Source organism: Curtobacterium sp. SP.BCp, from assembly GCF_051903255.1.
Lineage (GTDB): Bacteria > Actinomycetota > Actinomycetes > Actinomycetales > Microbacteriaceae > Curtobacterium.
In genome coordinates, this window is the sequence record NZ_CP194338.1 from 3,487,044 (window position 1) to 3,510,233 (window position 23,190).

17 protein-coding genes are annotated in these 23,190 nt (G+C 71.7%); 8 read left to right on the forward strand and 9 right to left on the reverse strand.

Translation table 11 applies throughout. From position 1 onward, the window contains the following. Positions 1–3: 3 nt before the first annotated feature. Positions 4–369, forward strand: a complete 366-nt coding sequence (locus ACRQ4C_RS16710; protein ID WP_439689466.1) for a VOC family protein — start codon at positions 4–6, stop codon at positions 367–369. 3 nt (positions 370–372) lie between these two features. Here the strand turns inward: ACRQ4C_RS16710 and ACRQ4C_RS16715 are convergent, their stop codons facing one another. The 7 genes from ACRQ4C_RS16715 to ACRQ4C_RS16745 form a co-directional block, all read right to left on the reverse strand. After that, entirely contained in the window at positions 373–636 is a 264-nt protein-coding gene (locus tag ACRQ4C_RS16715; protein ID WP_439689467.1) for a hypothetical protein, read from the reverse strand. Positions 637–794: 158 nt separating this feature from the next. After that, positions 795–4,676 carry a DNA-directed RNA polymerase subunit beta' gene (rpoC, locus tag ACRQ4C_RS16720; RefSeq protein WP_290133554.1) on the reverse strand — a complete coding sequence of 1,294 codons (3,882 nt, stop codon included), beginning with the start codon at positions 4,674–4,676 and terminating at the stop codon, positions 795–797. 42 nt (positions 4,677–4,718) lie between these two features. Continuing rightward, positions 4,719–8,207, reverse strand: a complete 3,489-nt coding sequence (gene rpoB / locus ACRQ4C_RS16725; protein WP_439689468.1) for a DNA-directed RNA polymerase subunit beta — start codon at positions 8,205–8,207, stop codon at positions 4,719–4,721. A gap of 351 nt (positions 8,208–8,558) precedes the next feature. Continuing rightward, the gene (locus ACRQ4C_RS16730) at positions 8,559–9,086 is read right to left on the reverse strand and encodes a hypothetical protein (RefSeq protein WP_439689469.1); all 528 of its coding nucleotides are present in this window, start codon (positions 9,084–9,086) and stop codon (positions 8,559–8,561) included. A gap of 285 nt (positions 9,087–9,371) precedes the next feature. Next, on the reverse strand, positions 9,372–10,022 hold the full coding sequence (locus tag ACRQ4C_RS16735; protein ID WP_439689470.1) for a response regulator transcription factor: 651 nt from the start codon (positions 10,020–10,022) through the stop codon (positions 9,372–9,374). After that, on the reverse strand, positions 10,019–11,191 hold the full coding sequence (locus tag ACRQ4C_RS16740) for a sensor histidine kinase (RefSeq protein ID WP_439690924.1): 1,173 nt from the start codon (positions 11,189–11,191) through the stop codon (positions 10,019–10,021). The genes ACRQ4C_RS16735 and ACRQ4C_RS16740 overlap by 4 nt, the downstream gene beginning before the upstream one ends. Before the next feature lie 2 nt (positions 11,192–11,193). Next, positions 11,194–11,706, reverse strand: coding sequence for a hypothetical protein (locus tag ACRQ4C_RS16745; protein WP_439689471.1), 513 nt, complete (start codon positions 11,704–11,706; stop codon positions 11,194–11,196). Positions 11,707–11,864: 158 nt separating this feature from the next. On the opposite strand from ACRQ4C_RS16745, the gene ACRQ4C_RS16750 reads away from it, so the two are divergent. From ACRQ4C_RS16750 to ACRQ4C_RS16770, 5 genes are all read left to right on the forward strand, one after another. Then, entirely contained in the window at positions 11,865–12,707 is an 843-nt protein-coding gene (locus ACRQ4C_RS16750) for a spermidine synthase (protein WP_439689472.1), read from the forward strand. Positions 12,708–12,971: 264 nt separating this feature from the next. After that, on the forward strand, positions 12,972–13,799 hold the full coding sequence (locus ACRQ4C_RS16755) for a hypothetical protein (RefSeq protein WP_439689473.1): 828 nt from the start codon (positions 12,972–12,974) through the stop codon (positions 13,797–13,799). A gap of 117 nt (positions 13,800–13,916) precedes the next feature. Further along, the gene (locus ACRQ4C_RS16760) at positions 13,917–14,762 is read left to right on the forward strand and encodes a hypothetical protein (protein WP_439689474.1); all 846 of its coding nucleotides are present in this window, start codon (positions 13,917–13,919) and stop codon (positions 14,760–14,762) included. Beyond that, on the forward strand, positions 14,759–15,244 hold the full coding sequence (locus tag ACRQ4C_RS16765) for a SprT-like domain-containing protein (RefSeq protein ID WP_400412126.1): 486 nt from the start codon (positions 14,759–14,761) through the stop codon (positions 15,242–15,244). The genes ACRQ4C_RS16760 and ACRQ4C_RS16765 overlap by 4 nt, the downstream gene beginning before the upstream one ends. 9 nt (positions 15,245–15,253) lie before the next feature. Beyond that, on the forward strand, positions 15,254–15,949 hold the full coding sequence (locus ACRQ4C_RS16770) for a CGNR zinc finger domain-containing protein (RefSeq protein WP_439689475.1): 696 nt from the start codon (positions 15,254–15,256) through the stop codon (positions 15,947–15,949). A 104-nt stretch (positions 15,950–16,053) separates the two neighbouring features. Here the strand turns inward: ACRQ4C_RS16770 and ACRQ4C_RS16775 are convergent, their stop codons facing one another. Both ACRQ4C_RS16775 and ACRQ4C_RS16780 read right to left on the reverse strand, forming a co-directional pair. Further along, a complete protein-coding gene (locus tag ACRQ4C_RS16775) occupies positions 16,054–16,845 on the reverse strand; it encodes a hypothetical protein (RefSeq protein WP_439689476.1) in 792 nt (263 codons plus the stop codon). Between the two features lie 19 nt (positions 16,846–16,864). Further along, positions 16,865–17,503 (reverse strand): hypothetical protein, encoded by a 639-nt coding sequence (locus ACRQ4C_RS16780; protein ID WP_290133543.1) that lies wholly within the window; start codon positions 17,501–17,503, stop codon positions 16,865–16,867. 44 nt (positions 17,504–17,547) lie between these two features. On the opposite strand from ACRQ4C_RS16780, the gene ACRQ4C_RS16785 reads away from it, so the two are divergent. Together ACRQ4C_RS16785 and ACRQ4C_RS16790 are read left to right on the forward strand one after the other, a co-directional pair. Then, a complete protein-coding gene (locus ACRQ4C_RS16785) occupies positions 17,548–18,783 on the forward strand; it encodes an Ig-like domain-containing protein (RefSeq protein ID WP_439689477.1) in 1,236 nt (411 codons plus the stop codon). Then, positions 18,780–23,180 (forward strand): FtsK/SpoIIIE domain-containing protein, encoded by a 4,401-nt coding sequence (locus ACRQ4C_RS16790; protein ID WP_439689478.1) that lies wholly within the window; start codon positions 18,780–18,782, stop codon positions 23,178–23,180. Before ACRQ4C_RS16785 ends, ACRQ4C_RS16790 begins: the two co-directional genes overlap by 4 nt. Positions 23,181–23,190: the final 10 nt, after the last annotated feature.

The window sequence follows — 23,190 nt, forward strand, 5'->3', positions numbered from 1 at the left end:
GTCATGGACATCACGAGCGTGACCGTGGGGCTGCCCGTCACCGACATCGAGGCGTCCTGCCTCTGGTACGGCGCGGTCTTCGAGCGCACCGAGCCGGACCTCGAACCCGAGGACGGCGTCGCCGAGTACGAGGTCGGCGGCATCTGGATCCAGCTCTACGAGGACGAGCACGCCGAGGAGAACCCCGTCAGCGTCCGGTTCGGCGTGGACGACGTGACGGCCCAGCACAGCCGCATCGGTGCCCTCGGCATCGACATCGGCCCCGTCGAGTGCATCGACGGCGCCACGAACTGGTTCGACGTCCGCGACCCCGACGGCAACGTGCTCAGCCTGTACTCACTCGTCGACGAGAAGGGCCGCACCGCCTGACGCTCAGGAGCGGACGACCCACGCGACCACGGCGACGGCCAGCACACCGACCACGATCAGGAACGTGTTCGGCGCTCGGCCACCGTCCCGGTCGATCCGGTCGATCGTCCCGGACAGGAGGACCGCACCGCCGCCAGCTGCCACTGCGAGCGGTCCGCCGGTCAGCACCAGGACCAGCGACGTCACCGCCAGTCCCACCGACGCGACGCCGACCGCCAGGGCGGCGCGACGCCGCCGCGGACTCAACTGCTCTGTTCCGGATCCCACCCGACCAACATATCGCGTACCAGTGACGAGACGGACAGGAGGCCCGTGGCGGGCCCGCACCGCGCCTCCAGGCCGACCCGTGGTCGCGAACGCGACCCGCAACGCGGAAAGGCCCCGCATCCTGACGGATGCGGGGCCCTTCGTGGGTCATTTCAGACTCAGTTGTACGTACCCGGCGTGAAGTCGTCCGACGAGAAGCTGTCGAAGTCGACGAAGCTCAGGTCGGCGTCCGAGAACGACGAGTCGTCCGCGAAGATGCGGTTGGGGTACCGCTCGGCCTTCGCTTCCTCGGTCGCGTTCACGTCCACGTCGCGGTACCGGCTGAGGCCCGTCCCGGCGGGGATGAGCTTACCGATGATGACGTTCTCCTTGAGGCCGACGAGGTGGTCCTGCTTGCCCTCCATGGCCGCCTGCGTGAGGACGCGGGTGGTCTCCTGGAAGGACGCGGCGGACAGCCACGACTCGGTCGCGAGGGACGCCTTGGTGATGCCCATGACCTCCTGGCGAGCGGAAGCGGTCTTGCGACCCTCCTGCAGCGCCGCACGGTTGAGCTCGTTGTACCGCGAACGGTCGACGAGTTCGCCCGGGAGCAGGTCGGTGTCGCCGTGGTCGACGACGGTGACCTTGCGGAGCATCTGGCGCACGATGACCTCGATGTGCTTGTCGTGGATCGGCACGCCCTGCGAGCCGTACACGTCCTGCACACCGTTGACGAGGTGCTTCTGGACCTCACGGACACCCTTGACGCGGAGGACTTCCTTCGGGTCGACGGTGCCGGCGATGAACTGCTCGCCGAGCTCGACGTGCTGGTTGTCCTCGATGAGGAGCGTCGCACGCTTGAGCACCGGGTAGATGAACGGCTCGTCGCCGTTGTCCGGCGTGAGGATGATCCGACGGCCCTTGTCCGTGTCCTCGATGACGACGCGGCCGGGGGCCTCGGCGATCGGGGACGCGCCCTTCGGGGTGCGGGCCTCGAAGAGCTCGGTCACGCGGGGCAGACCCTGCGTGATGTCGTCGGCCGACGCCGAACCACCCGTGTGGAAGGTACGCATCGTCAGCTGGGTACCGGGCTCACCGATGGACTGGGCGGCGATGATGCCGACCGCCTCGCCGATGTCGACGAGGTTGCCCGTGGCGAGCGAACGGCCGTAGCACTTCGCGCAGACACCGATGGCCGACTCACAGGTCAGGACCGAGCGCACCTTGATGCTCTCGACACCGGCCGCGATGAGCTTGTCGATCAGGACGTCACCGACGTCCTCACCGGCCTCGGCGACGACCGTGCCCTGCGCGTCCACGGCCGGGGTGGCCAGGGTGCGCGAGTACACGGTGTTCTCGACGCGCGGGTCGCGGACCAGGGCGCCGTCGGCACCCTTCGTCGCGATCGGCAGCTCGAGACCGCGGGTCGTGCCGCAGTCGTCCTCGCGGATGATGACGTCCTGCGAGACGTCCACGAGACGACGGGTCAGGTAGCCCGAGTCGGCGGTACGGAGAGCGGTGTCCGCCAGACCCTTGCGGGCACCGTGCGTGGCGATGAAGTACTCCGCCACGGTCAGGCCCTCGCGGTACGAGTTGATGATCGGGCGGGCGATGATCTCGCCCTTCGGGTTGTTCACCAGACCACGCATACCGGCGATGTTGCGCACCTGCAGCCAGTTACCACGAGCACCCGACGAGACCATGCGGTTGATGGTGTTGTCGACCGGGAAGTTGTCGCGCATCTCCTGCGCGATCTCGTTCGTGGCCTCGGTCCAGATCTTGATCAGGTCGGCGCGGCGCTCCGCGTCGGTGATCAGACCCTTGTCGAACTCGCCCTGGACCTTGGCGGCCTGGACCTCGTAGCCCGCGATGATCTCCTTCTTGCGAGGAGGCGTCACGACGTCCGAGAGCGCGACGGTCACACCGGAGCGGGTGCCCCAGTAGAAGCCGGCGTCCTTGATCCGGTCGAGCGCGGCGGCCGTCTCGGTCTTGGAGTAGCGCTCTGCGAGGTCGTTGACGATCGCGGAGAGCACGCCCTTGTCGGTGACCTTCTGGACGAACGGGTAGTTCGCCGGGAGGGTCTCGTTGAAGAGCGCACGGCCGAGCGTGGTCTCGAGCAGCACCGGCTCGCCCTGCACGTAGCCCTCCGGTGCCTCGCCCTCGGCGAAGTACACGTCGGACATGCGGATCTTGACGAGCGCGTTGAGGTGCAGCGTGCCCTGGTCCTTCGCGAGGATCGCCTCGGCGACGGACGAGAACGCACGGCCCTCACCCACGGCGCCCTCGCGGACGGTCGTGAGGTGGTGCAGACCGATGATCATGTCCTGTGCGGGCAGGGTCACCGGGCGGCCGTCGGACGGCTTGAGGATGTTGTTCGAGGCGAGCATGAGGATGCGGGCCTCGGCCTGGGCCTCCACCGAGAGCGGCAGGTGCACGGCCATCTGGTCACCGTCGAAGTCCGCGTTGAACGCAGCACACACGAGCGGGTGGAGCTGGATGGCCTTGCCCTCGACGAGCTGCGGCTCGAACGCCTGGATGCCCAGACGGTGCAGCGTCGGCGCACGGTTCAGCAGCACGGGGCGCTCGCGGATGATCTCCTCGAGGACGTCCCACACCTGCGGGCGCGAACGCTCGACCATGCGCTTGGCCGACTTGATGTTCTGCGCGTGCGACAGGTCGATGAGGCGCTTGATGACGAACGGCTTGAACAGCTCGAGGGCCATCTGCTTCGGCAGACCGCACTGGTGGAGCTTGAGCTGCGGGCCGACGATGATGACCGAACGGCCCGAGTAGTCGACGCGCTTGCCGAGCAGGTTCTGGCGGAAGCGACCCTGCTTGCCCTTGAGCATGTCGCTCAGGGACTTGAGGGCGCGGTTGCCGGTACCCGTGACCGGACGACCACGACGACCGTTGTCGAACAGCGCGTCGACGGCCTCCTGCAGCATGCGCTTCTCGTTGTTCACGATGATCTCGGGGGCACCGAGGTCGAGCAGGCGGCGGAGACGGTTGTTGCGGTTGATCACACGACGGTAGAGGTCGTTGAGGTCCGACGTGGCGAAGCGGCCACCGTCGAGCTGCACCATCGGGCGGAGCTCCGGCGGGATGACCGGGACGACGTCGAGCACCATCGCGGCCGGCGAGTTGCCGGTGGCGAGGAAGGAGGAGACCACACGCAGACGCTTGATCGCGCGGATCTTCTTCTGGCCCTTGCCCTCGGCGATCTGCAGGCGCAGCGACTCGGCCTCGGCCGCCAGGTCGAAGGCCTCGAGACGGAGCTTGATCGCCTCGGCGCCCATGTAGGCGTCGAAGTAGATGCCGAAGCGGTCCTGCAGCTCGTGGAAGACGGCGTCCTCGGGCTTGAGGTCGCCCACCTTGAGGTTGCGGAAGTCCTCCCACACGCGCTCGAGGCGGGTGATGTCCTCGTCGAACGACTTGCGGACCTGGGACATCTCCTTCTCGGCGGTGTCCTTGGTGCGGCGCTTGACGTCGGCCTTGGCACCCTCCTCCTCGAGCGCTGCGAGGTCGTCCTCGAGCTTCTTGAGGCGGTCGGCGATGATCGAGTCGCGCTGGCCCTCGAGGGTCTTGATCTCGAGACGCATCTCGTTCTCGAGCCCCGGGAGGTCGGCGTGACGGCCCTCTTCATCGATGTCGATGATCATGTACGCGGCGAAGTAGATGACCTTCTCGAGGTCCTTCGGCGCCATGTCGAGCAGGTACCCGAGGCGCGACGGGACGCCCTTGAAGTACCAGATGTGCGTGACGGGCGCGGCGAGCTCGATGTGGCCCATGCGCTCACGGCGGACCGAGGACTTGGTGACCTCGACGCCGCAGCGCTCGCAGACGATGCCCTTGAACCGGACGCGCTTGTACTTGCCGCAGGCGCACTCCCAGTCGCGGGACGGACCGAAGATCTGCTCGCCGAACAGACCGTCCTTCTCGGGCTTGAGGGTGCGGTAGTTGATGGTCTCCGGCTTCTTGACCTCGCCGTACGACCACTGGCGGATGTCCTCGGCCGTGGCGAGACCGATCCGCAGTGCGTCAAATGAAGTTGCTTCGAGCAATGTTCTTCTCTCTAGCTGGATTCGTTACGAGTACGGGCGGGATCAGATGTCGTCGACGGACGACGACTCGAACCGCGAGGAGATGTTGATGCCGAGCTCTTCGGCGGCACGGAAGACCTCGTCGTCCGTGTCGCGGAGGCTGACCGCCTGGCCGTCGGCCGAGAGGACCTCGACGTTCAGGCAGAGCGACTGCATCTCCTTCATGAGGACCTTGAACGACTCCGGGATGCCGGGCTCCTGGATGTTCTCGCCCTTGACGATCGCCTCGTAGACCTTCACGCGGCCGAGGATGTCGTCGGACTTGATCGTCAGGAGCTCCTGGAGGGCGTAGGCGGCGCCGTACGCCTCGAGCGCCCACACCTCCATCTCACCGAAGCGCTGTCCACCGAACTGCGCCTTACCACCCAGCGGCTGCTGCGTGATCATCGAGTACGGACCGGTCGAACGCGCGTGGATCTTGTCGTCGACCAGGTGGTGCAGCTTGAGGATGTACATGTAGCCGACCGAGACGGGCTCCGGGAACGGCTCGCCGGAGCGGCCGTCGAAGAGCTGCGCCTTGCCGGACGAACCGATCAGGCGCTCACCGTCGCGGTTCGGGAGGGTGTTGTCGAGGAGGCCCTCGATCTCACGCTCGTACGCACCGTCGAACACCGGGGTGGCGACCTTCGTGCCGGGCTCCGCGCTGCGGGCTGCCTCGGGGAGAGCCGAAGCCCACTCCTGGATGCCCTCGACGTTCCAGCCCTGCTTCGCGAGCCACCCGAGGTGGATCTCGAGGACCTGGCCGAAGTTCATGCGGCCGGGGACGCCGAGCGGGTTCAGGACGATGTCGACCGGGGTGCCGTCCGCGAGGAACGGCATGTCCTCGACCGGCAGGATCGTCGAGATGACGCCCTTGTTGCCGTGACGACCGGCGAGCTTGTCACCCGCGGTGATCTTGCGCTTCTGGGCGATGTAGACGACCACGCGCTGGTTGACGCCGGAGCCGAGCTCGTCGTCGCCGTCCTGCGCGTCGAACACCTTGACGCCGATGATCGTGCCCTCTTCACCGTGGGGCACCTTCAGCGAGGTGTCGCGCACCTCGCGCGACTTCTCGTTGAAGATCGCGCGGAGCAGGCGCTCCTCGGCGGAGAGCTCGGTCTCGCCCTTCGGCGTGACCTTGCCGACCAGGATGTCGCCGGGACGGACCTCGGCGCCGATGCGGATGATGCCGCGCTCGTCGAGGTCGGCCAGGAGGTCCGGGCTGACGTTCGGGAGGTCGCGGGTGATCTCTTCCTTGCCGAGCTTGGTGTCGCGGGCGTCGACCTCGTACTCCTCGATGTGGATCGAGGAGAGCGTGTCGTCCTTCACGAGGTTCTGCGACAGGATCATCGCGTCCTCGTAGTTGTAGCCCTCCCACGGCATGAACGCGACGAGGAGGTTCTTGCCGAGCGCGAGCTCGCCGTTCTCCGTCGCGGGGCCGTCGGCGATGACCTCGCCCTGCTCCACCCGCTCGCCTGCGGAGACGATGACGCGGTGGTTGTAGCTCGTGCCCTGGTTCGAGCGGTCGAACTTGCGCAGGTAGTAGGTCTGCGTGCCGCCCTCGTCGAGCTGCAGGGTCACGGCGTCGGCCGAGACCTCGGAGACAACACCGGCCTTGTCCGCGGTGACGACGTCACCGGCGTCGATCGCGGTGTAGCCCTCCATGCCGGTGCCGACGAGCGGCGACTCGGAACGGAGCAGCGGCACGGCCTGGCGCTGCATGTTCGCACCCATGAGGGCGCGGTTCGCGTCGTCGTGCTCGAGGAACGGGATGAGCGACGTCGCGACCGACACCATCTGGCGCGGGGAGACGTCCATGTAGTCGACCTCGTCCTTGCCGACGAGCTCGACCTCGCCGCCCTTCTTCCGGACGAGCACCTTGTCGTCCTGGAAGTGGAAGGAGTCGGTGAGCGGCGCGTTGGCCTGGGCGACGACGAAGTCGTCTTCCTCGGACGCGGTCAGGTAGTCGATCTGCGTCGTGACCTGGCCGTCGACGACGCGACGGTACGGGGTCTCGATGAAGCCGAAGGAGTTGATCCGACCGAACGACGCGAGCGAGCCGATCAGACCGATGTTCGGACCTTCCGGGGTCTCGATCGGGCACATGCGGCCGTAGTGCGACGGGTGGACGTCGCGGACCTCGACGCCGGCACGCTCACGGGACAGACCACCCGGGCCGAGGGCGGAGAGACGACGCTTGTGCGTCAGGCCCGCCAGCGGGTTGTTCTGGTCCATGAACTGCGACAGCTGGGACGTCCCGAAGAACTCCTTGATCGCGGCGACGACGGGGCGCACGTTGATCAGGGTCTGCGGCGTGATCGCCTCGATGTCCTGCGTGGTCATGCGCTCGCGGACGACGCGCTCCATGCGGGACAGACCGGTGCGGACCTGGTTCTGGATGAGCTCACCGACGGCACGGATGCGACGGTTGCCGAAGTGGTCGATGTCGTCCACGTCGAGGCGGAGCTGCACCGGCTCGCCGTCGCGGACACCGTCGATGGTGGTGCGCTCGGCGTGCAGCGAGACGAGGTACTTGATCGTCGCGACGATGTCCTTGACGGTCAGCACCGAGTCGCTCAGCGGCGCGTCGATGCCGAGCTTGCGGTTGAGCTTGTACCGGCCCACCTTCGCCAGGTCGTAGCGCTTCGGGTTGAAGTAGAAGTTGTCGAGGAGCGCACGCGCCGCCTCGGCCGCCACCTGCTCGCCCGGACGGAGCTTGCGGTAGATGTCCTTGAGCGCCTCTTCCTTGGTGAGGATGGCGTCCTTCTCGAGGGTCGACTCGATCGAGGCGAAGCCCTGGAACTCGTCGAGGATCTCCTCGCTCGTCAGGCCGAGGGCCTTGAGGAAGACCGTGACGGACTGCTTGCGCTTGCGGTCGATGCGCACGCCCACCTGGTCGCGCTTGTCGATCTCGAACTCGAGCCAGGCACCGCGCGACGGGATGACGCGGGCGGAGTAGATGTCCTTGTCGGAGGTCTTCTCCTGCGCGCGCTCGAAGTACACGCCCGGGGAACGGACGAGCTGCGAGACGACGACGCGCTCGGTGCCGTTGATGATGAACGTGCCGCGCTCGGTCATGAGCGGGAAGTCGCCCATGAAGACGGTCTGCGTCTTGATCTCACCGGTCATGTGGTTCATGAACTCGGCGTTGACGTAGAGCGGCGCAGCGTAGGTCTTGCCACGCTCCTTGCACTCGTCGATCGAGTACTTCGGGTCCTCGAGCTCGGGCGACGTGAAGCCGAGCTGCATGGTCTCGCCGAGGTCCTCGATCGGGGAGATCTCCTCGAAGATCTCCTCGAGCCCGGAGTGCAGCGCGAGGTCGGTGCGACCCTGCTCCTGCCCCTCTGCGAGTCGGGCCTTCCACACGTCGTTGCCGACGAGCCAGTCGAAGCTCTCCGTCTGGAGGGCGAGCAGATCAGGAACCGTGAGGGTGTCCGTGATCTTGGCGAACGAGAGTCGCGAGTGGTTGCGACCGTTCTTGGGGTTGGTGGATGCGTTGGGCGCAGCAGCCAAGGGTGTGACCTCCGGTAGGCCCCGTCGGGCCGGTACTGACGAGCAGCACGTTGGTGGGTGGATTGACGCTTCAGCGCGACCTGGTGACCAACACACGGGGAACGGTACGCATCCGTGGGATGCGACCTGTGCGATGATCGGAGTGAGCGGGACCCGCCGCCATATACGGGTCCGGCGTCACCAGGCGGGTTCGATGTGAACCGACGGTCGACCGCAATATGACGACACGACGAGCCAGGGAGCGCGAACTGTCATCATAGGTCGGCTTGTCCCCCGGTGTCCAGTCCTGGCTTGACCTTCTTCGTCGATGACGTGTATAAGCCGGTGGGCCGGTCGTTCATTCCGCCGTGGTCAGGCCGCGAGCGCGCGGTACGTCGCCTCGGGGCGCGCGGTCCGGACGAACGTCACGCGGCCGCGGTCGTCGGTGATCTCGACGCCCAGCCCCGGCGTCAGGAGCAGGGCGCGCACGCCGTGCGCGCGGCGCAGCCCGATGCCGCCGAACGTCGACGCGTCCGCCTCGACGAGACGCACGTCCACGATCCGGGAGCGGTCGATCCGCCGTGCGGGCAACGGGCGGAAGCGCAGCACCACGTGGTCGTCGGTCACGGTGACGCCGGTCCGGGCGAGCACGAGCAGGAAGCCGGTGACGACCGCCACGACCCCCGGGACGAGGAGCGCGGCCTCGGGTGCGTCACCGGGCCAGGCCAGCACCGCGCTCGACAGCGCGAGGCCGCCGAGCAGCAGGACCGCACCGGTCGCGCGCATCCAGGCGGGTGCGACGTCGTGGTCGCCGTGGACCGGCCGGGAGGCACGGGTCGCCGTGCGGGGTCGGGTCGCGGTGGTCAGTCCCAGGGTCGGGACGCTCAGGGTGTCGGTCATGCGGGGGCTCCTGCTGGCACGGGACGGCGTGCTCTGCGCACGCGGCGGGCGGTCCGGCACGCAGGGCGCACCGGACGGCGGCGCAGCGACGCGCCGACGACGTGCGGGCACCGGACGGTGGGGTCGGCCGGGCGGGCTCGTCGCGGTCACGGCGGAGGGTGGACGCGGGCGGTGTGGGGCCGCTGGCATCGACACGGTCCGGGTGACGACCGGGTGAACGGTACGTGACGTCCCTTGGCGCGGGCTGGGCGGACGGCGACGGTGGCCGGGGAGCGCAGTGCAGGGTCAGGAGCGCAGCACGAGGGCGACGGCCTCCGCACGACTGCGGACCCCGAGCTTCGCGAACACCTGGTTCACGTAGGACTTCACGGTCGGGACCGTCAGGAACAGCTCGGCGGCGATCTCCGGGTTCGACCGGCCCGCGGCGATCCGCTCGAGGACGTCCGCCTCACGTGGGGTCAGGTCCGGGAAGCGGTCGCGCACGCCCGGCGACGGCGCCGCCGATGCTGACGGAGGGCCTCCCAGCTGCGCGACGAGCCGCGCCCCGACCGAGGCGTCGAACGTGGCCTGGCCGGACGCGACCGCCCGGATGGCGGTGGCGATCTCGGTCCGACCCGCGTCCTTCGTCAGGTACCCGCGGGCTCCGGCCCGGAGCGCCGTCACGATCGAGTCGTCGTCGGCGAAGGTGGTGAGCACGAGCACGCCGACCTCCGGGTGCGCCGCCGTGATGCGTGCGGTCGCGGTCGGGCCGTCGACCCCGGGCATGCGGAGGTCCATCAGCACGACGTCCGGGCGGTCGCGTCCGACGGCCTCCACGGCCTCGGCACCGTCGGCGGCCTCGCTCACGACCTCGAGGTCGGGCACGAGCGACAGCACCGTCACCAGCCCGTCGCGGACGATCGCCTGGTCGTCCACGACGAGCACCCGGATCGTCACGACGACTCCCCCGCCCGGTCCGCGACGGGCACGCGCACCGCGACGACGAACGCCCCGTCGCGGATCCCGGCGTCGACCGTCGAGTCGTCGCCCAGCTCCGCGAGGCGCTCCCGCATGCCCGTGATCCCGTGGCCGTCGGAGCCGAGCGGGTTCGTGATCGTGACGGACACGGCGGAGCCGTCCCGGACCACCGAGAGGGCCACGGGGCGGCCCGGGGCGTGCCTGCGGGCGTTGCTGAGGGCCTCCCGGCAGACCTGGACCACGGCAGCGCGGTGCGCCGCGTCGAGGTCGGCGAGCGCCTCGTCCCCCTGCGCGTGGACCGTGCCGCCGAACGACCGGTGGTCCTCGAGCAGCGTCTCCAGCCGGGAGGCGCGGCTCGGCGCCTCGACGTCGGCCTGCGGCTCGGTGTCCGCGTCGTCGCGGAGGGCGTGCACGGCCCGGCGGGCCTCGGCGAGGCCGTCCGCGGCGAGCGTCCGCGCCTCGCCCGCGCGGCGGGCGGCCTCGTCGACGCGGCCGGCCTCGAGGAGGGCCTCGACCGCGTCGAGTTGGAGCACGAGCCCGCCGAGGGAGTGCGCGAGGACGTCGTGGATGTCCCGCGCGGCGCGGGAGCGGTCCGCGAGGAGGGCGGCGCGCTGCTGCTCGGCGAGGGCCTCGCGGGAGCGCTGCTCGGCCACCCGGAACTGCCGGCGGCTGAATCCGATGAGGACGCCGAGGAGGAGGCCGGCGCTCGTGCCGAGGACGAACTGGACGGACGCGTGCAGCACCGTGGCGGACACGGCGATCACGGCGAGGGACACCACGGCCGCGACGGCACCGACCCAGACCGGGACGGTGAGGGTGGCGCCGAGCAGGACGATGCCGACGATGACCGGCACGATGAGGAGCGAGTCGGTCGGCACGACCACGACGGACCCCGCGAGGACCATGAGCGCGCCGGCAGCGAGGACCGTGCGGGTGGAGCGGCCGAACTCGCGGAGGACCCAGGCGGCGAGCGCCACACCCCCGACGACCCACACCCACGCGGGGTGGTGGAGGCCGATGCCGTTCTTCACGAACCAGAAGCCGACGACGGCGACCCCGAGCGCGTTGAGCCCCCACGCGACACCGGAACGGGGCCGGCCGCCCCCGGCACCGCGGGGGAGGTCGGCCCGCTCGGGCTCGGCGAGCATGGTCACCGGACCATCATGCCGCTCGTGCGACGGGCGCTGCCGCCGGGGATCCGCTGGTCGACGACGACGGCTCGGGCGGCACGGTTCAGGGCGAGGACGAGCAGGATCGTGCCGGTCGAGGTGAGCAGGTGGGCGCCGAGGTGGCCGCCGAGGACGTCGAGGCCGATGCGCACGACGATGAGGACGACCCAGAGCGCGGCGCCGGTCCACCCGGTGCGGGACTGGAGCGTGCGGCCCTTGCTGTCCGGGGTCGACACGGTGCGGAACCGGGTGATGCTCCCCATGGTCAGGCCGACGCCGATCGTGACGAGGGCCTCGATCGCGAGGAACACGACGTCGGTCGTGGTGACGGTGACGCCGGAGTTCGCGAGGACCACGACGCCGACGACGCCCATGACCAGCGGCGTGCGCCAGATGCGGGTCGGGTCGAGGTACTGCCAGGTGGCCTGCCGGTAGGCGAGGAAGCCGACGAGGGCGAGACCGAGGAGGACGTTGACGACGAGCTGGGCGGACATCGGGGTGAACCTTTCCGTTCGGGGTCCGGCGGGGGTTCCCGTCGGCGTCCGGCGGGGTTCCCGTCGGGGTGTCCCCAGCCTCGTTCGCGGGCGTCCGCGGGCACACCAACCAGGGGTGGGGGTGCGGGTGGGGATCCGCGGTGGTGTTCGATTGGGGCATGGCTGATGCGTTCGACGGGTTCCGGATCGGTGCGGGGTACGCGGTCGTGGAGCCGGACAAGCACCGGCCCGGTTCGTACACGCTCGTGGTCGACGGGACGCCGCAGTCGCACGTCGACCTCGAGGACCCGACGCACCTGGCGTTCGAGTACATCCGGCGCATCGGGCACGCGATCGACCTGCTGCCGGGTGGCCCGATCACGGCGCTGCACCTCGGGGCGGGGGCGCTCACGCTCCCCCGGTACGTCGCGGTGACCCGGCCGGGCTCGCGGCAGCAGGTGATCGAGCTGGAGCGGGACCTCGTCGACCAGGTCCGGGCCGTGCTGCCGTTCCCCCGCGGCGCCTCCATCCGGGTGCGGTACGGCGATGCGCGCGAGGTCCTCTCGAAGCTGCCCGCTGGTCTGCGGGGTTCGGTCGACCTCGTCGTGGTGGACGTGTTCGGCGGGTCGCAGATCCCCGCGCACGTGACGAGCGTCGAGTTCTACCGCGAGGTGGCGGCGTTCCTCTCGCCGACGGGGATCGTCGCCGTGAACGTCGCGGACGGCGCGGGTCTCGCCTTCGCGCGAGGGCAGGCGTCGACGCTGCAGTCCGTGCTGCCGTCGGTCGCGGCCGTCGCGGACACCGGGATGCTCAAGGGCCGTCGGTTCGGGAACATCGTGCTGCTCGGCTCCCCGACGGACCTGCCCGTGGCGGACATGCCGCGGCGGTACTCCTCGGACCCGATGCCGGCGAAGGTCGTGCACGGCGCGGAGCTGCGGGCGTTCGTGGCCGGCGCGCCGATCGTCACCGACCAGACGGCGGTGGCGTCACCCGAGCCGAACCGGAGCGTGTTCGGCGGCTGACGCCAGGACGGCGCTTCCTCCCCCACGAAACGCGCGCGTTTCGACGTCCCGCGCGTCGATCCCGAGGTGCTTCGTCGCACGATGAGCGCGCATGGGCTTCTCGGTCACGACTGCGACGAACCGCACGTCGATCGACGCGTGTTCCGTCGCGTCCGTCCCGCGTGCCGTGCACCGCGGTGGCGTTGTCGGGCGTTCAGCGGACAGGACGGGCAGGATGGGCTGAACGACCGTGCAGGGCACGACCGAGCGAAGGGACCGCACGCCATGACGAACGACGACCGGAGCAACGAGGGCCGGCCGACCGACGGCCAGGCGCCGAGCTGGGGGCCCGCGCCGGACGCCTCCTCCGCTGACGCCCCGCGGTACGGCGAGCAGGGCGACACCACCCCGCGGTACGGGGAGCGCGCCGAACCCGCGTCCGCGCCGCAGTACGGGGAGCAGGGCACGACGCCGCGGTACGGCGAGCAGGGCGACGCGCCCCGGTACGGCGAGCAGACGGCCGCGCCGCAGTACGGCAGCGAGCAGTACCGCGAGCAGCAGGGCCAGTACGGCCAGTCGCAGTACGGGCAGGGCCAGCACGACGACCGGTCGGGCGCACCCGCGTGGAACCACGACCACCAGCAGCAGCCGTACGCCGCCGCGGCAGCGACGAACCACGGCGGACCCTCGTGGCAGCAGTACGACGAGCCGAAGCCCGCGAAGAAGAAGACCGTCGGCGTGGTCGCGTTCTTCCTCGGGCTCATCGCGCTCGTCATCGGTGGCATCGCCGGGTACTTCTTCGGCACCGCGATCGTCTCCAGCAGCGCCTTCGACGAGATCTTGCGGAACGGCGGTTCGTCGACACCCGATCCCTCGCAGTACAACGACCTGGCGAGCTCACCGGCCATCGTCGTCTCCGGCGTGCTGTCGCTCCTCGGCACGGTGCTCGGCGTCTGGGCGATCGTGCAGGGCATCATCGCCATCGTCACGAAGCGCGGGCGCGGGTTCGGCGTGTTCGGCCTCGTCCTGGCGGTGCTCGGACCGATCGTCCTCATCGTCGTCTACGCCGTGGTCGCGGGAGCCGCCGCCGCGAACTCCGGCTTCGCCCCCTGACGGTCGACATCGTCGACGGCCCGTCGTGCTCCGGCACGGCGGGCCGTTCCACGTCCGGGTGACCCCCGTGCGCGTGGCACCGCTCACTCTCGGCGCAGCGCGGTTACCCTCGAACCGATGTCCCTCCCGCCCGAGAACCCGCAGCCGCACGACCGGACCGACCGCGCCCGTGACGGCCGCCACGCGGCGCCCGTCACCGCCGGGGTGAGCCCGGGTTCGACGTTCGCGCCGATCAGCCTGCGCCCCGCGGTCGACGCCGAGGCCGTGCAGCAGCGCCTCCGTGACCTCGGGCAGAGCCGCAGTACCGAGGCCCTCGCGGAGCGGGCCGAACTCCTGCGCCTGCTCGGTCGGTTGGACGAGTCGCTCGTCGTCGCGGAGGAGGTCTTCCGCCTGACGATGTTCACCGGGGAGCGTCAGGACAAGGTCGCCGCCCGGATCCGTCGCGCGCACGTGCTGCACGACCTCGGTCGCCACGAGCGCGCCGCCACCGAGGCCGCCCTCGCCCGGGACACCGCACGCACCGAGGAGTGGCCGGAGCTCGAGGGCGCCGCCGCCGAGCTCGAGGGCTGGTCGCTCTTCGAGAGCGGCCGCTTCGAGGAGGCCCGCTCGGCCCTGTCCCGCGCCTACCAGGCGTTCCGCCAGGCCGGGGCGCCGTCGGAGCGCACCGATGCCCTGCGCACCGCGGTCGAGGCAGCGATGCGCGCCGCCATCTCGACCACCGACGACCAGCCGGAGAAGCCGCGCACGGCCCGCGACGTTGCCGCCCGCCGGGCGGAGGACGACGTCGAGGAGGCGCCACGGGCCTCCCGTCCGGAACCGCAGGTCGCGGAGCAGGAGCCGCGGGTCCGACGTCGGGTGCTGGGTGCGCCGGACGCGGCCCGCACCGAGGCGGACGACATCTGGGGACGCATCGCGGCGCGTGCCGCGCGGAAGGGCCAGGCGGACCCGCGCCCGGAACGATGACGGAGCGGCTCGACGCCGTCCGTCAGCGCGCCGCCGGGCTCATGGCGGAGCACCTCGACCCGACCTGGACGTTCGCGTTCGACCACGCGAAGACGCGGGCCGGGCAGTGCGACTTCACGAAACGGCGCATCACGGTGAGCCGGCACCTGGCCGCGCGGTTCTCGGACGAGGACGCCGACCAGGTGCTGCTGCACGAGATCGCCCACGCGCTCGCCGGGGCACGGGCCGCCCACGGTCCGGTGTGGCGGCGGACGGCCGCGGCGATCGGGTACACGGGTTCGCGGCTCTACGACGGCCCCGTGGCGACCGAGCTCGCGCCGTGGGTCGGTGCGTGCCCGGCCGGGCACGAACACGTCCGGTACCGGACGCCCACCCGGCCGTTGGCGTGCGCGAAGTGCTCCCGGCGGTTCGACGCCCGGAACGTCATCACCTGGCAACGGCGGTCGACGGCTCCCGCTGGTGCGGAGGCGGTAACCCGTTAGCCTGGGCGGATGCACACGGGGCAGCACATCCGCACGGACGCCGGATCGTCCTGGTTCTTCGACGCCGGACGGATCGCCCTCGACTTCGCGCACACCGGGGGCTTCGCGGACGACCCGGACGGACGCCACCCCCGCTCGCAGCTCGGTGAGCTCCTCGCGACGCCGGCCGACCTCGACGAGTGGCTCGGTGACCACACCGAGCCGATCGACGTCGGCGCCACAGCGCGCGAGCTGCAGGACGCCCGAGCACTGCGGGCGGCGATCGCCCGGCTCGCGGTGGCCGCTGCCCCGGCTCCCGCGTCGACGGCCGCCGAGCGGACCGCGGTGGCGGCGGGACTCCGCGCCGGGACCGGGCGGACCCGGCCGGCTCCCGACGACATCGACACGGTGAACCTGTTCGCGGCGCTGCCGGACGTGCCGCCGAGCCTCCCGGGTGGTCGCCGTCGCGCCGGGGCGAACCGGGTCCGCCTGGCGCAGGCGTTGTCGAGCGTCGCGCGGGACGCCGTCGCGCTCCTCACCGAGGTCGGGTTCGACGACGCCGAGGCCGACGGACGACCGACACGGCTGAGCCGGTGCTCGGCCGAGGACTGCGGGCTCGTGTTCTACGACTCGTCCCGCGGGGGCACCCGTCGGTGGTGCTCGATGCAGCGGTGCGGCAACCGGGCGAAGGTCCGGGCGCACCGGGCGCGACGCGCGGCGGGCTGACGCGCGGCGGCGGAGAGGCGACGGCCGCCGCACCCGCAGCACCGCGCAGGGGCACACTGAGCTGTCGCTGCCACGCCGCGCCGCGCCCGGTCAGCCGACTCGGGTCAGCAGGCTCGGACGACGTCGTCCGGATCCGGCAGCTCGAGGTCGGCTCCCCAGGACCGGAAGGACATCGACACCGTGCCCGTCCCGTCCGCGGCACTGAGCGTGTAGGGGACCGGCTCCCCCACCGCCGACACCTCGAGTGCGCCGACCGGTGACGATCCGCTCGCGACGACGACCTGCGCCCGGGCGTCCTCCCCGGTGCCGCTCACCGCGCCGGGGTGCAGCGTCACGTCACCGTCCGCCCCGAGGACCGTGCGGAGCAGGTCGTCGGGTTCGGTGAAGGGCGCGAAGGTCCGGAGGGTCGCCGACCCCGCCGGGACGCACACCCTGCCGGCGGTCGCCTCGTCGAGTCCGGTCCGTTCGGCGAACGCCGCGTTGCCGCGCACGTACACGCTGTCCCCACGGCGTCGGGCATCGAGGGTGACCCCGCCGACGCTGAGCTGCAGCGAGGAGTCGTCGGGCACACCACGGTAGGTGAAGCGCACCGTGCGTCCGGGGACGGTGTCACCGGAGCCCTCCCGTGCGTCGGGGTCCGGGACGAGTTCCGTGACGGTGCCGGTCGCGACGACGGACGACGACCTGGCGGCCCGCAGGACCTCCCGCAGCGCGGTCGGGCCGTCGACGGTCTCGATGCCGTTGCGGCTGCCGTCCACCGGCGCCTGGCCGCCGAAGCCGGTCGCGGTCGGGGTGACCGCGACGTCCGCGGGGTCCGCACCCGAGCAGCCGGTCAGGGTGAGGACCGCGGCGAGCGCCGTCCCGACGAGCGCGACGGTCCCACCGCGCGGCCGCACGCCGGGGGACCGTCCGCGGTCAGCCCGCATCGCCCAGGCAGACCTGGTCCGCTCCCTGCGACGACCGGGTCCCGGCGTCGGTCGGGACGGCCTTCCCCTGGTTCGCGGCGGTGGCACGGACGACGAAGCAGGAGTCGGCGTCGTACAGCCCGCCCGAGGTCGGCAACCACAGCTCGGTACCCCGTGCCTGCGCGGTCACGTCCACCGGCTTCGTGCCCGGTTCGACGACGTAGACCGACCACGCCACGTCCGGCCCGCTCCACGAGACGTGGACGTTGCCGGAACCGGACTCGATCGCGAGGTCCCGCACCTTCGGGGGCCCCTCCGCGGTCACGGCGTGGACGATCATCACGACCGCCATCGCGACGGCGACGAGGGCCAGCACGGCCGAGACGATGAACGCGGGGTGCTTCCACAGCGGCCGCCGGGTCGTCTCGGTCTGCTCGAGTTCAGGGAGCACCCCGATGTCCGATCCCATCGAGCGCTTCGGCGCCGGAGCGGGGACACCCCACTGCTCGTAGAGGGTGGGCTGGCCGGGGTCCCAGCCGAGCCGGGCACCCGAGGAACGCTCCCGACGGTGCTCGGGCGACGGAGCCGACGGCACGGGCGGGATGACGGGGACGTCCGGCACGCCGGGACGCGACGACGTCGTGCTCATGCGGCGATCCTCCCCGTGGACGGTGCGCCGCCTATCATAAGGGCGTGTTCCGGGGGCAGCAGGAAGCAGGCGGTCGGGTGCGGCGCCGCGTCGTGGCCGGCTCGGTCGCGCTGGTCGCGCTGGCACTGGTGCTGCCGCAGACCCTGCCGGGAGGCACGTCCTCCCCCGCCGTCGCCGCCTCCGCCCGGCAGGCGGCCGGTCCGGACCAGGACTCCCGGTCGGGCCAGGGCGCCGACGACCCGGTCCGGATCGCGGTCCCGTACGTCGGGAAGGCCGAGGTGTCCCTCGGTGACGGCTGGTCGGTGTCGGACTGCGGCCGCGTGAACGTGCCGACGGGCCTCACCGCGGCGTGCTCGTCGGACTCCCTCAGCCTGACCTCGAAGGGGTTCCGGGCAGACTTCGGAACGGTGACGATGACCGTGCCCGAACGCAACGGAGCGATCGACCTCGACGTCACGTACCTGGTGTCGCTGGAGCCCCCGTCCGCTCCCTCGTTGCAGGAGCAGACCTACGACCACCCGTTCGAGCAGGGCACGACGGCGACCGTGCCGTACAGCGACCTCGGGATCCGGTGCGACGGCTGTGCAGCCGGTCCGGCGATGCAGGTCGTCTCCGCGAAGCCCGCCGGGGTCGTCGCCACCGTGACGAGCACCGGCCTCGTGGTCCGTCCGCCGTCTGAGTGGACCGGCACGGCGTCCGTCCGGCTGCGCGCGACCGACGACCAGGGCGGCAGCGGTTCCGCGACCGTCCGGCTCGTGTTCGTCGAGGCCGGTCGCAGCGACCTCGCCGCGCAGGACACCCTGCGGCGCCTCGGTGCGGACGGCACGCTCCGCATCGACCTGTCCTCCCTCGCCTCGGCCCGGAAGGGACGGGTGCTGTTCTCGGACTGCGGTTCCGCGGTCACGGGCACGGTCGTCTGCACCGACCGGGGCGTCGCGACCTACCGCCCCTCGGGCACCATGACCCGCGCCGACCAGTTCTCGTTCCACGTCCGCACCGCCTCGGGCGACCAGGCGACCGGCAGCGTCACGGTGCTGCCACGCTCCGGGAGCCGCACGGCGGCGACCGCGACCGGCACCCTCGCGCCGGAGGAGGGCGAGCCGACCGCGACCGGCGCGCGGTACCCGGCCACGGGCCTCCAAACCGGCCTCGGCACCCGGAGCACCCGGAGCGTCGTGGCGACCCTGCCGTCCGAGGACGACGCCGCCGACCGCGGGCAGACCGGCCTCCTCACCCCGCTCCTGACCGACCTCGACCGCATCACGGAAGGCAGCCGATGACGCTCCGCCTCAGCCTGCAGGACCCGACGCGCCGCGGCGCCGACACGACCTTCGTCGTGGACGCGACCGACGTGACGAGCGTCGGCGAGGTCGCGGCCGGGCTCGGCGTCGACCCCGCCGCGGTCGCACCCGGTGCGGGACCCTCGGCGTCGCTGGCCGAGGCGGGCATCCTCAACGGCTCGACCCTGCCCGCGCGGACACCGAGCGACCTGCCTCCCGGGCGCCCGCGGCTCGAGGTCGTCGGCGGCCCGTTCGCGGGCGAGACCGTGCCGCTGCCGCTCGACGGCCCGCTGCGCATCGGCAGCTCGGGCGACACGGAGCTGTGCATCGCCGACCCGTACCTCCGACCGCACCACGCCACGGTCTCGGTCGACCAGGGAGCACCGGCCTCGACGCCCACCGGGATCGCGCCGGTCGGCGCTGGGCCCCTCCGCGCCGTCCTCACCGTCATCGACGACGCGCCCGGGGTCGCCGTGAACGGCCGCGACGTCACCGGCAGCACGGACATCGTGCCCGCCGACGTCGTCCAGATCGGCAGCTCGGTGTTCCGCATCGGGATCGAGCCGTTCGCGGACGCGGACCTCGCGCCGGACGAGGTCGGGATGCGCGGTTTCAACAGGACGTCACGGATCATGCCGCCCGCCGTGCCGCCGACCGTGGTGCTCCCGGGCGACCAGCCGGACGACGTCGACAAGACCCCGATGCCGTGGCTGTCCGCGGTGATCCCGGTCGTCCTCGGTGTCACGATGGCGATCGTCTTCGCCCGCCCGATCATGCTCATGATGGCGGCCGCGTCGCCCGTGATGGTCGTCGGGACCTTCCTCACGCAGCGGTCGCGGGCGAAGAAGAAGGGGATCAAGACGTTCGAGGAGTGGCGGCAGGACATCGCCGACACCCGGGTGCGGATCGCCGGGCTCGTGAAGGAGCAGCGCCTCGACTCCTGGTACCGCAGCGTCGACCCGGTGGTGGTGCGTGACATCGCCACGCGGCCGCTCGCGCGGCTGTGGGAGCGACGGAAGCGCGACGCCGACGCCCTCCACGTGCGCGTCGGCGTCGCCGAGGTGCCGCTCGCCGCGAACTTCCAGGGCGGAGTGTCGAAGCACACCGGTGCGCACCACGTCGGCGTCGCTCCGGCGCCGGTGTCGATCGACCTCGGCGCCGGGGTCGTCGGGATCGCCGGACCCACGGACGTGACGCGCGCGGTCGTCCGGTCGGCACTCGCCGCCGTCGCCACGCTGCGGTCCCCGCGCGACACCGCCGTCGTCGTGGTCTGCGGTGACGACGCGGCCCCGGAGTGGGCGTGGACGCAGTGGCTCCCGCACACGCAGCAGGCCGAGGACGGTGCGCTCACGCTCATCGGCAACACCGACGACTCGCGCCGGGAGCGACTGCGCGACCTCGCCGCACTCGTGCAGGTCCGCACCCGCGCCGGGTCGTCCGTGAGCGCCGGCGACTTCGACACCGACGTCGTCGTCGTGGTCGACGGGGCGCGCGAGTACCGGACCCTGCCGGGCATGGTGCAGGTCCTCGAGCAGGGCGCCCGCGTCGGCGTGCACGTCATCGCGCTCGACACCGACCGCGCCCGACTGCCCGAGGAGTCCCGGACGGTGCTCGCCGTCGACCCCGACGACCGGTCGCTCGCCCGGCTGGAGTCCGACGCCGCGTACCACTCCTCCGTCCTGCTCGACGGCCTGTCGGTCCCGACCGCCGAGCGCATCGCGCGCAGTCTGTGCTCCATCCGCCACGTCTCGGGCGTCGGCGACGAGGGCATGCTCCCGACGAGCGTCCGCTACGTCGACCTGCTCGGCGTGGACCTCGAGGACCCCGCGCCGATCGTCGCCCGGTGGGAGCGGTCGCCCCGCCGGACGCACGTCGTCGTGGGCGCGAGCGCAGACGGCGAGTTCGCGATCGACATCGCCGCGGACGGCCCGCACGCCCTCGTCGCGGGGACCACGGGGTCCGGCAAGTCGGAGTTCCTGCAGGCGCTCGTCGTGTCGCTCGCGATGGCGAACCGACCGGATGCGCTGAACTTCGTGCTCGTCGACTACAAGGGCGCGTCGGCCTTCGCGGACTGCTCCCGCCTGCCGCACACCGTCGGCATGGTGACGAACCTCGACGCCCGCGAGACCGAGCGCGCGCTGACGTCGCTCGACGCCGAACTGAAGCGCCGGGAGACCGCGCTGCGGATCCCCGAACTGAACGTGAAGGACGTCGACGCCGCGTGGGCGAAGGACCCCGACGCCGCGGCGAGGAACGGTCTCGCACGGCTCATGATCGTCATCGACGAGTTCGCCGAGCTGAAGACCGAGCACCCCGACTTCATCGACGGCCTCGTCCGCATCGCACGCGTCGGCCGGTCGCTCGGCGTGCACCTCGTCCTCGCCACCCAGCGTCCGAGCGGTGTGATCACGCCCGAGATGCAGTCGAACATCAACCTCCGCGTCGCGCTCCGCGTCACCGACCGCGCCGACTCCACCGACGTGCTCGGCTCCCCCGAGGCCGCGCTCATCAGCCAGTCGACGCCCGGCCGCGGGTTCGTCCGCGCCGGGCTCGGTGCGCTCCCGAGCGGCTTCCAGACCGCACGCGTCGCCGGCATCCGGCAGGGCGTCCAGCGGGTCCAGCGCCAGCTGCCGAAGGTCGCCTCCGTCGACTGGGAGGGTCTCGCCTACCCCCCGCGGTTCCCCGTGAAGCGGCACGCGGCGGCACCGGTCGACCACGACGACACCGACCTCCGTGCACTGGTGGACGTCGTCACCCGCGCCACCGAGGCGATGGGCATCCCGAAGAACGCCTCGCCGTGGCTCATGCCGCTGCCCGCGCTGCTCCCCCTGGCACAGGTCGCCGGCGGCACCGGGGCGCCGACCACGATCACGCTCGGCATCGAGGACGTCCCCGGCCAGCAGACGCAGCGCCCCCTCGTCTGGGACCTCGAGGCCGGCACGCACCTGCTCTTCCTCGGAGCGGCGCTCTCCGGCCGCACCACCGCGCTCCGGACCGTGCTCGCGCAGGCCGTCGAGCGGATGAGCCCGGCCGACCTGCACCTCTACGTCATCGACCACGGCAACGGCGGGCTGCTCCCGCTCGCGCAGGCGCCCCACACCGGCGCCGTCGTGACCCCGCTCGAGCCGTCCCGCCTGCCCCGGCTCATGGACCGCCTCGTCGCCGAACTCGCACGCCGCCAGTCGGTGCTGTCCCAGGCTGCTGTCGGCACCATCGTCGAGCAGCGTCGCGCCGCCGCGTCCGACGCCGAGCGGCTGCCCTACATCGTCGTCGGGGTGGACGGCTGGGACCGCGCCACGAGCTCGATGCAGCCCGAGGACCTCCTGCCGATCCGCGACCAGATGACCCGGGTCCTCCGTGAGGGGCCGGCAGCCGGCATCCGCGTGGCCGTCACCGGCGACCGGACCGTGTCCGCCGACAAGATCGCGGGCTTCATCAGCGAGCAGTACGTCCTGCCGATGCGCGACACCAACGACTACCGCGGCGCGGGTGTCATGGTCCGTGAGCTGCCCGAGAGCGTGCCGCCCGGCCGGGTCTTCTTCGGCCCGACCGTGCGCGAGGCGCAGCTCGCCGTGCTCGGCCAGGACGCCTCCGCCGAGACCCAGGCAGCCGCGCTCCGCGGGGCGGTCGAGACCGCGCGGCTGCGGTGGACGGAGCAGACCGACGCCTCGGGCACCACGGACGCCCGTGGCATCGCCGGCCCTCGCCCGTTCCGCGTCGACGCCCTGCCGTCCCGCATCTCACTCGCCGACTCGCAGGACCTCCCGGTCGCGGCCCGCTCGACCCCCGACGGTCCGACGATCGGCGTCGGCGGCGACGAGCTCGCGCGGATCACCCTGGACTGGCCGGCCGCGGGCGGGTTCCAGGTCGTCGGTGAACGCGGCACGGGCCGGTCGACGACGCTCACCGCGATCGCGCACCAGCTCGTGTGGACCGGCAGGCCGGTGATCGCCGTCGCCACGAAGGACTCGGTCTTCACGACCTGGGCGCGCGAGGTCGGCGTGCCGCTCCTCACCGACCCGATGGGGTTCATGGACCTCGCCCCGGCGCTCGGCCGGTACGACGACCCGTCCGTGCCCGTCACCGTGCTCGTCGACGACGCCGAACTCGTGTCGAACACCCCGCTCGAGAACTCGCTGATGGGCGAGAAGGCGCGGTTCGTGTTCGTCGTCGCGACGAACCCGGACGCCGCCGCGAAGACCTTCTCCGGCCCGTACGGCGAGGTCCGACGCACCCAGGAGGGCATGCTGCTCTCCCCGACGAGCGCCCTGATGGGGACGCAGCTGTTCGGACAGAAGGTGCCGAAGTGGATGGTCGGGCGCCAGCCCGCCGGCGGCGGCGCCCTGCACCGTCGCGGCGAGTGGACGCAGGTGCAGGTCCCCGACCCGGCCGCGTGACGGACGGTCG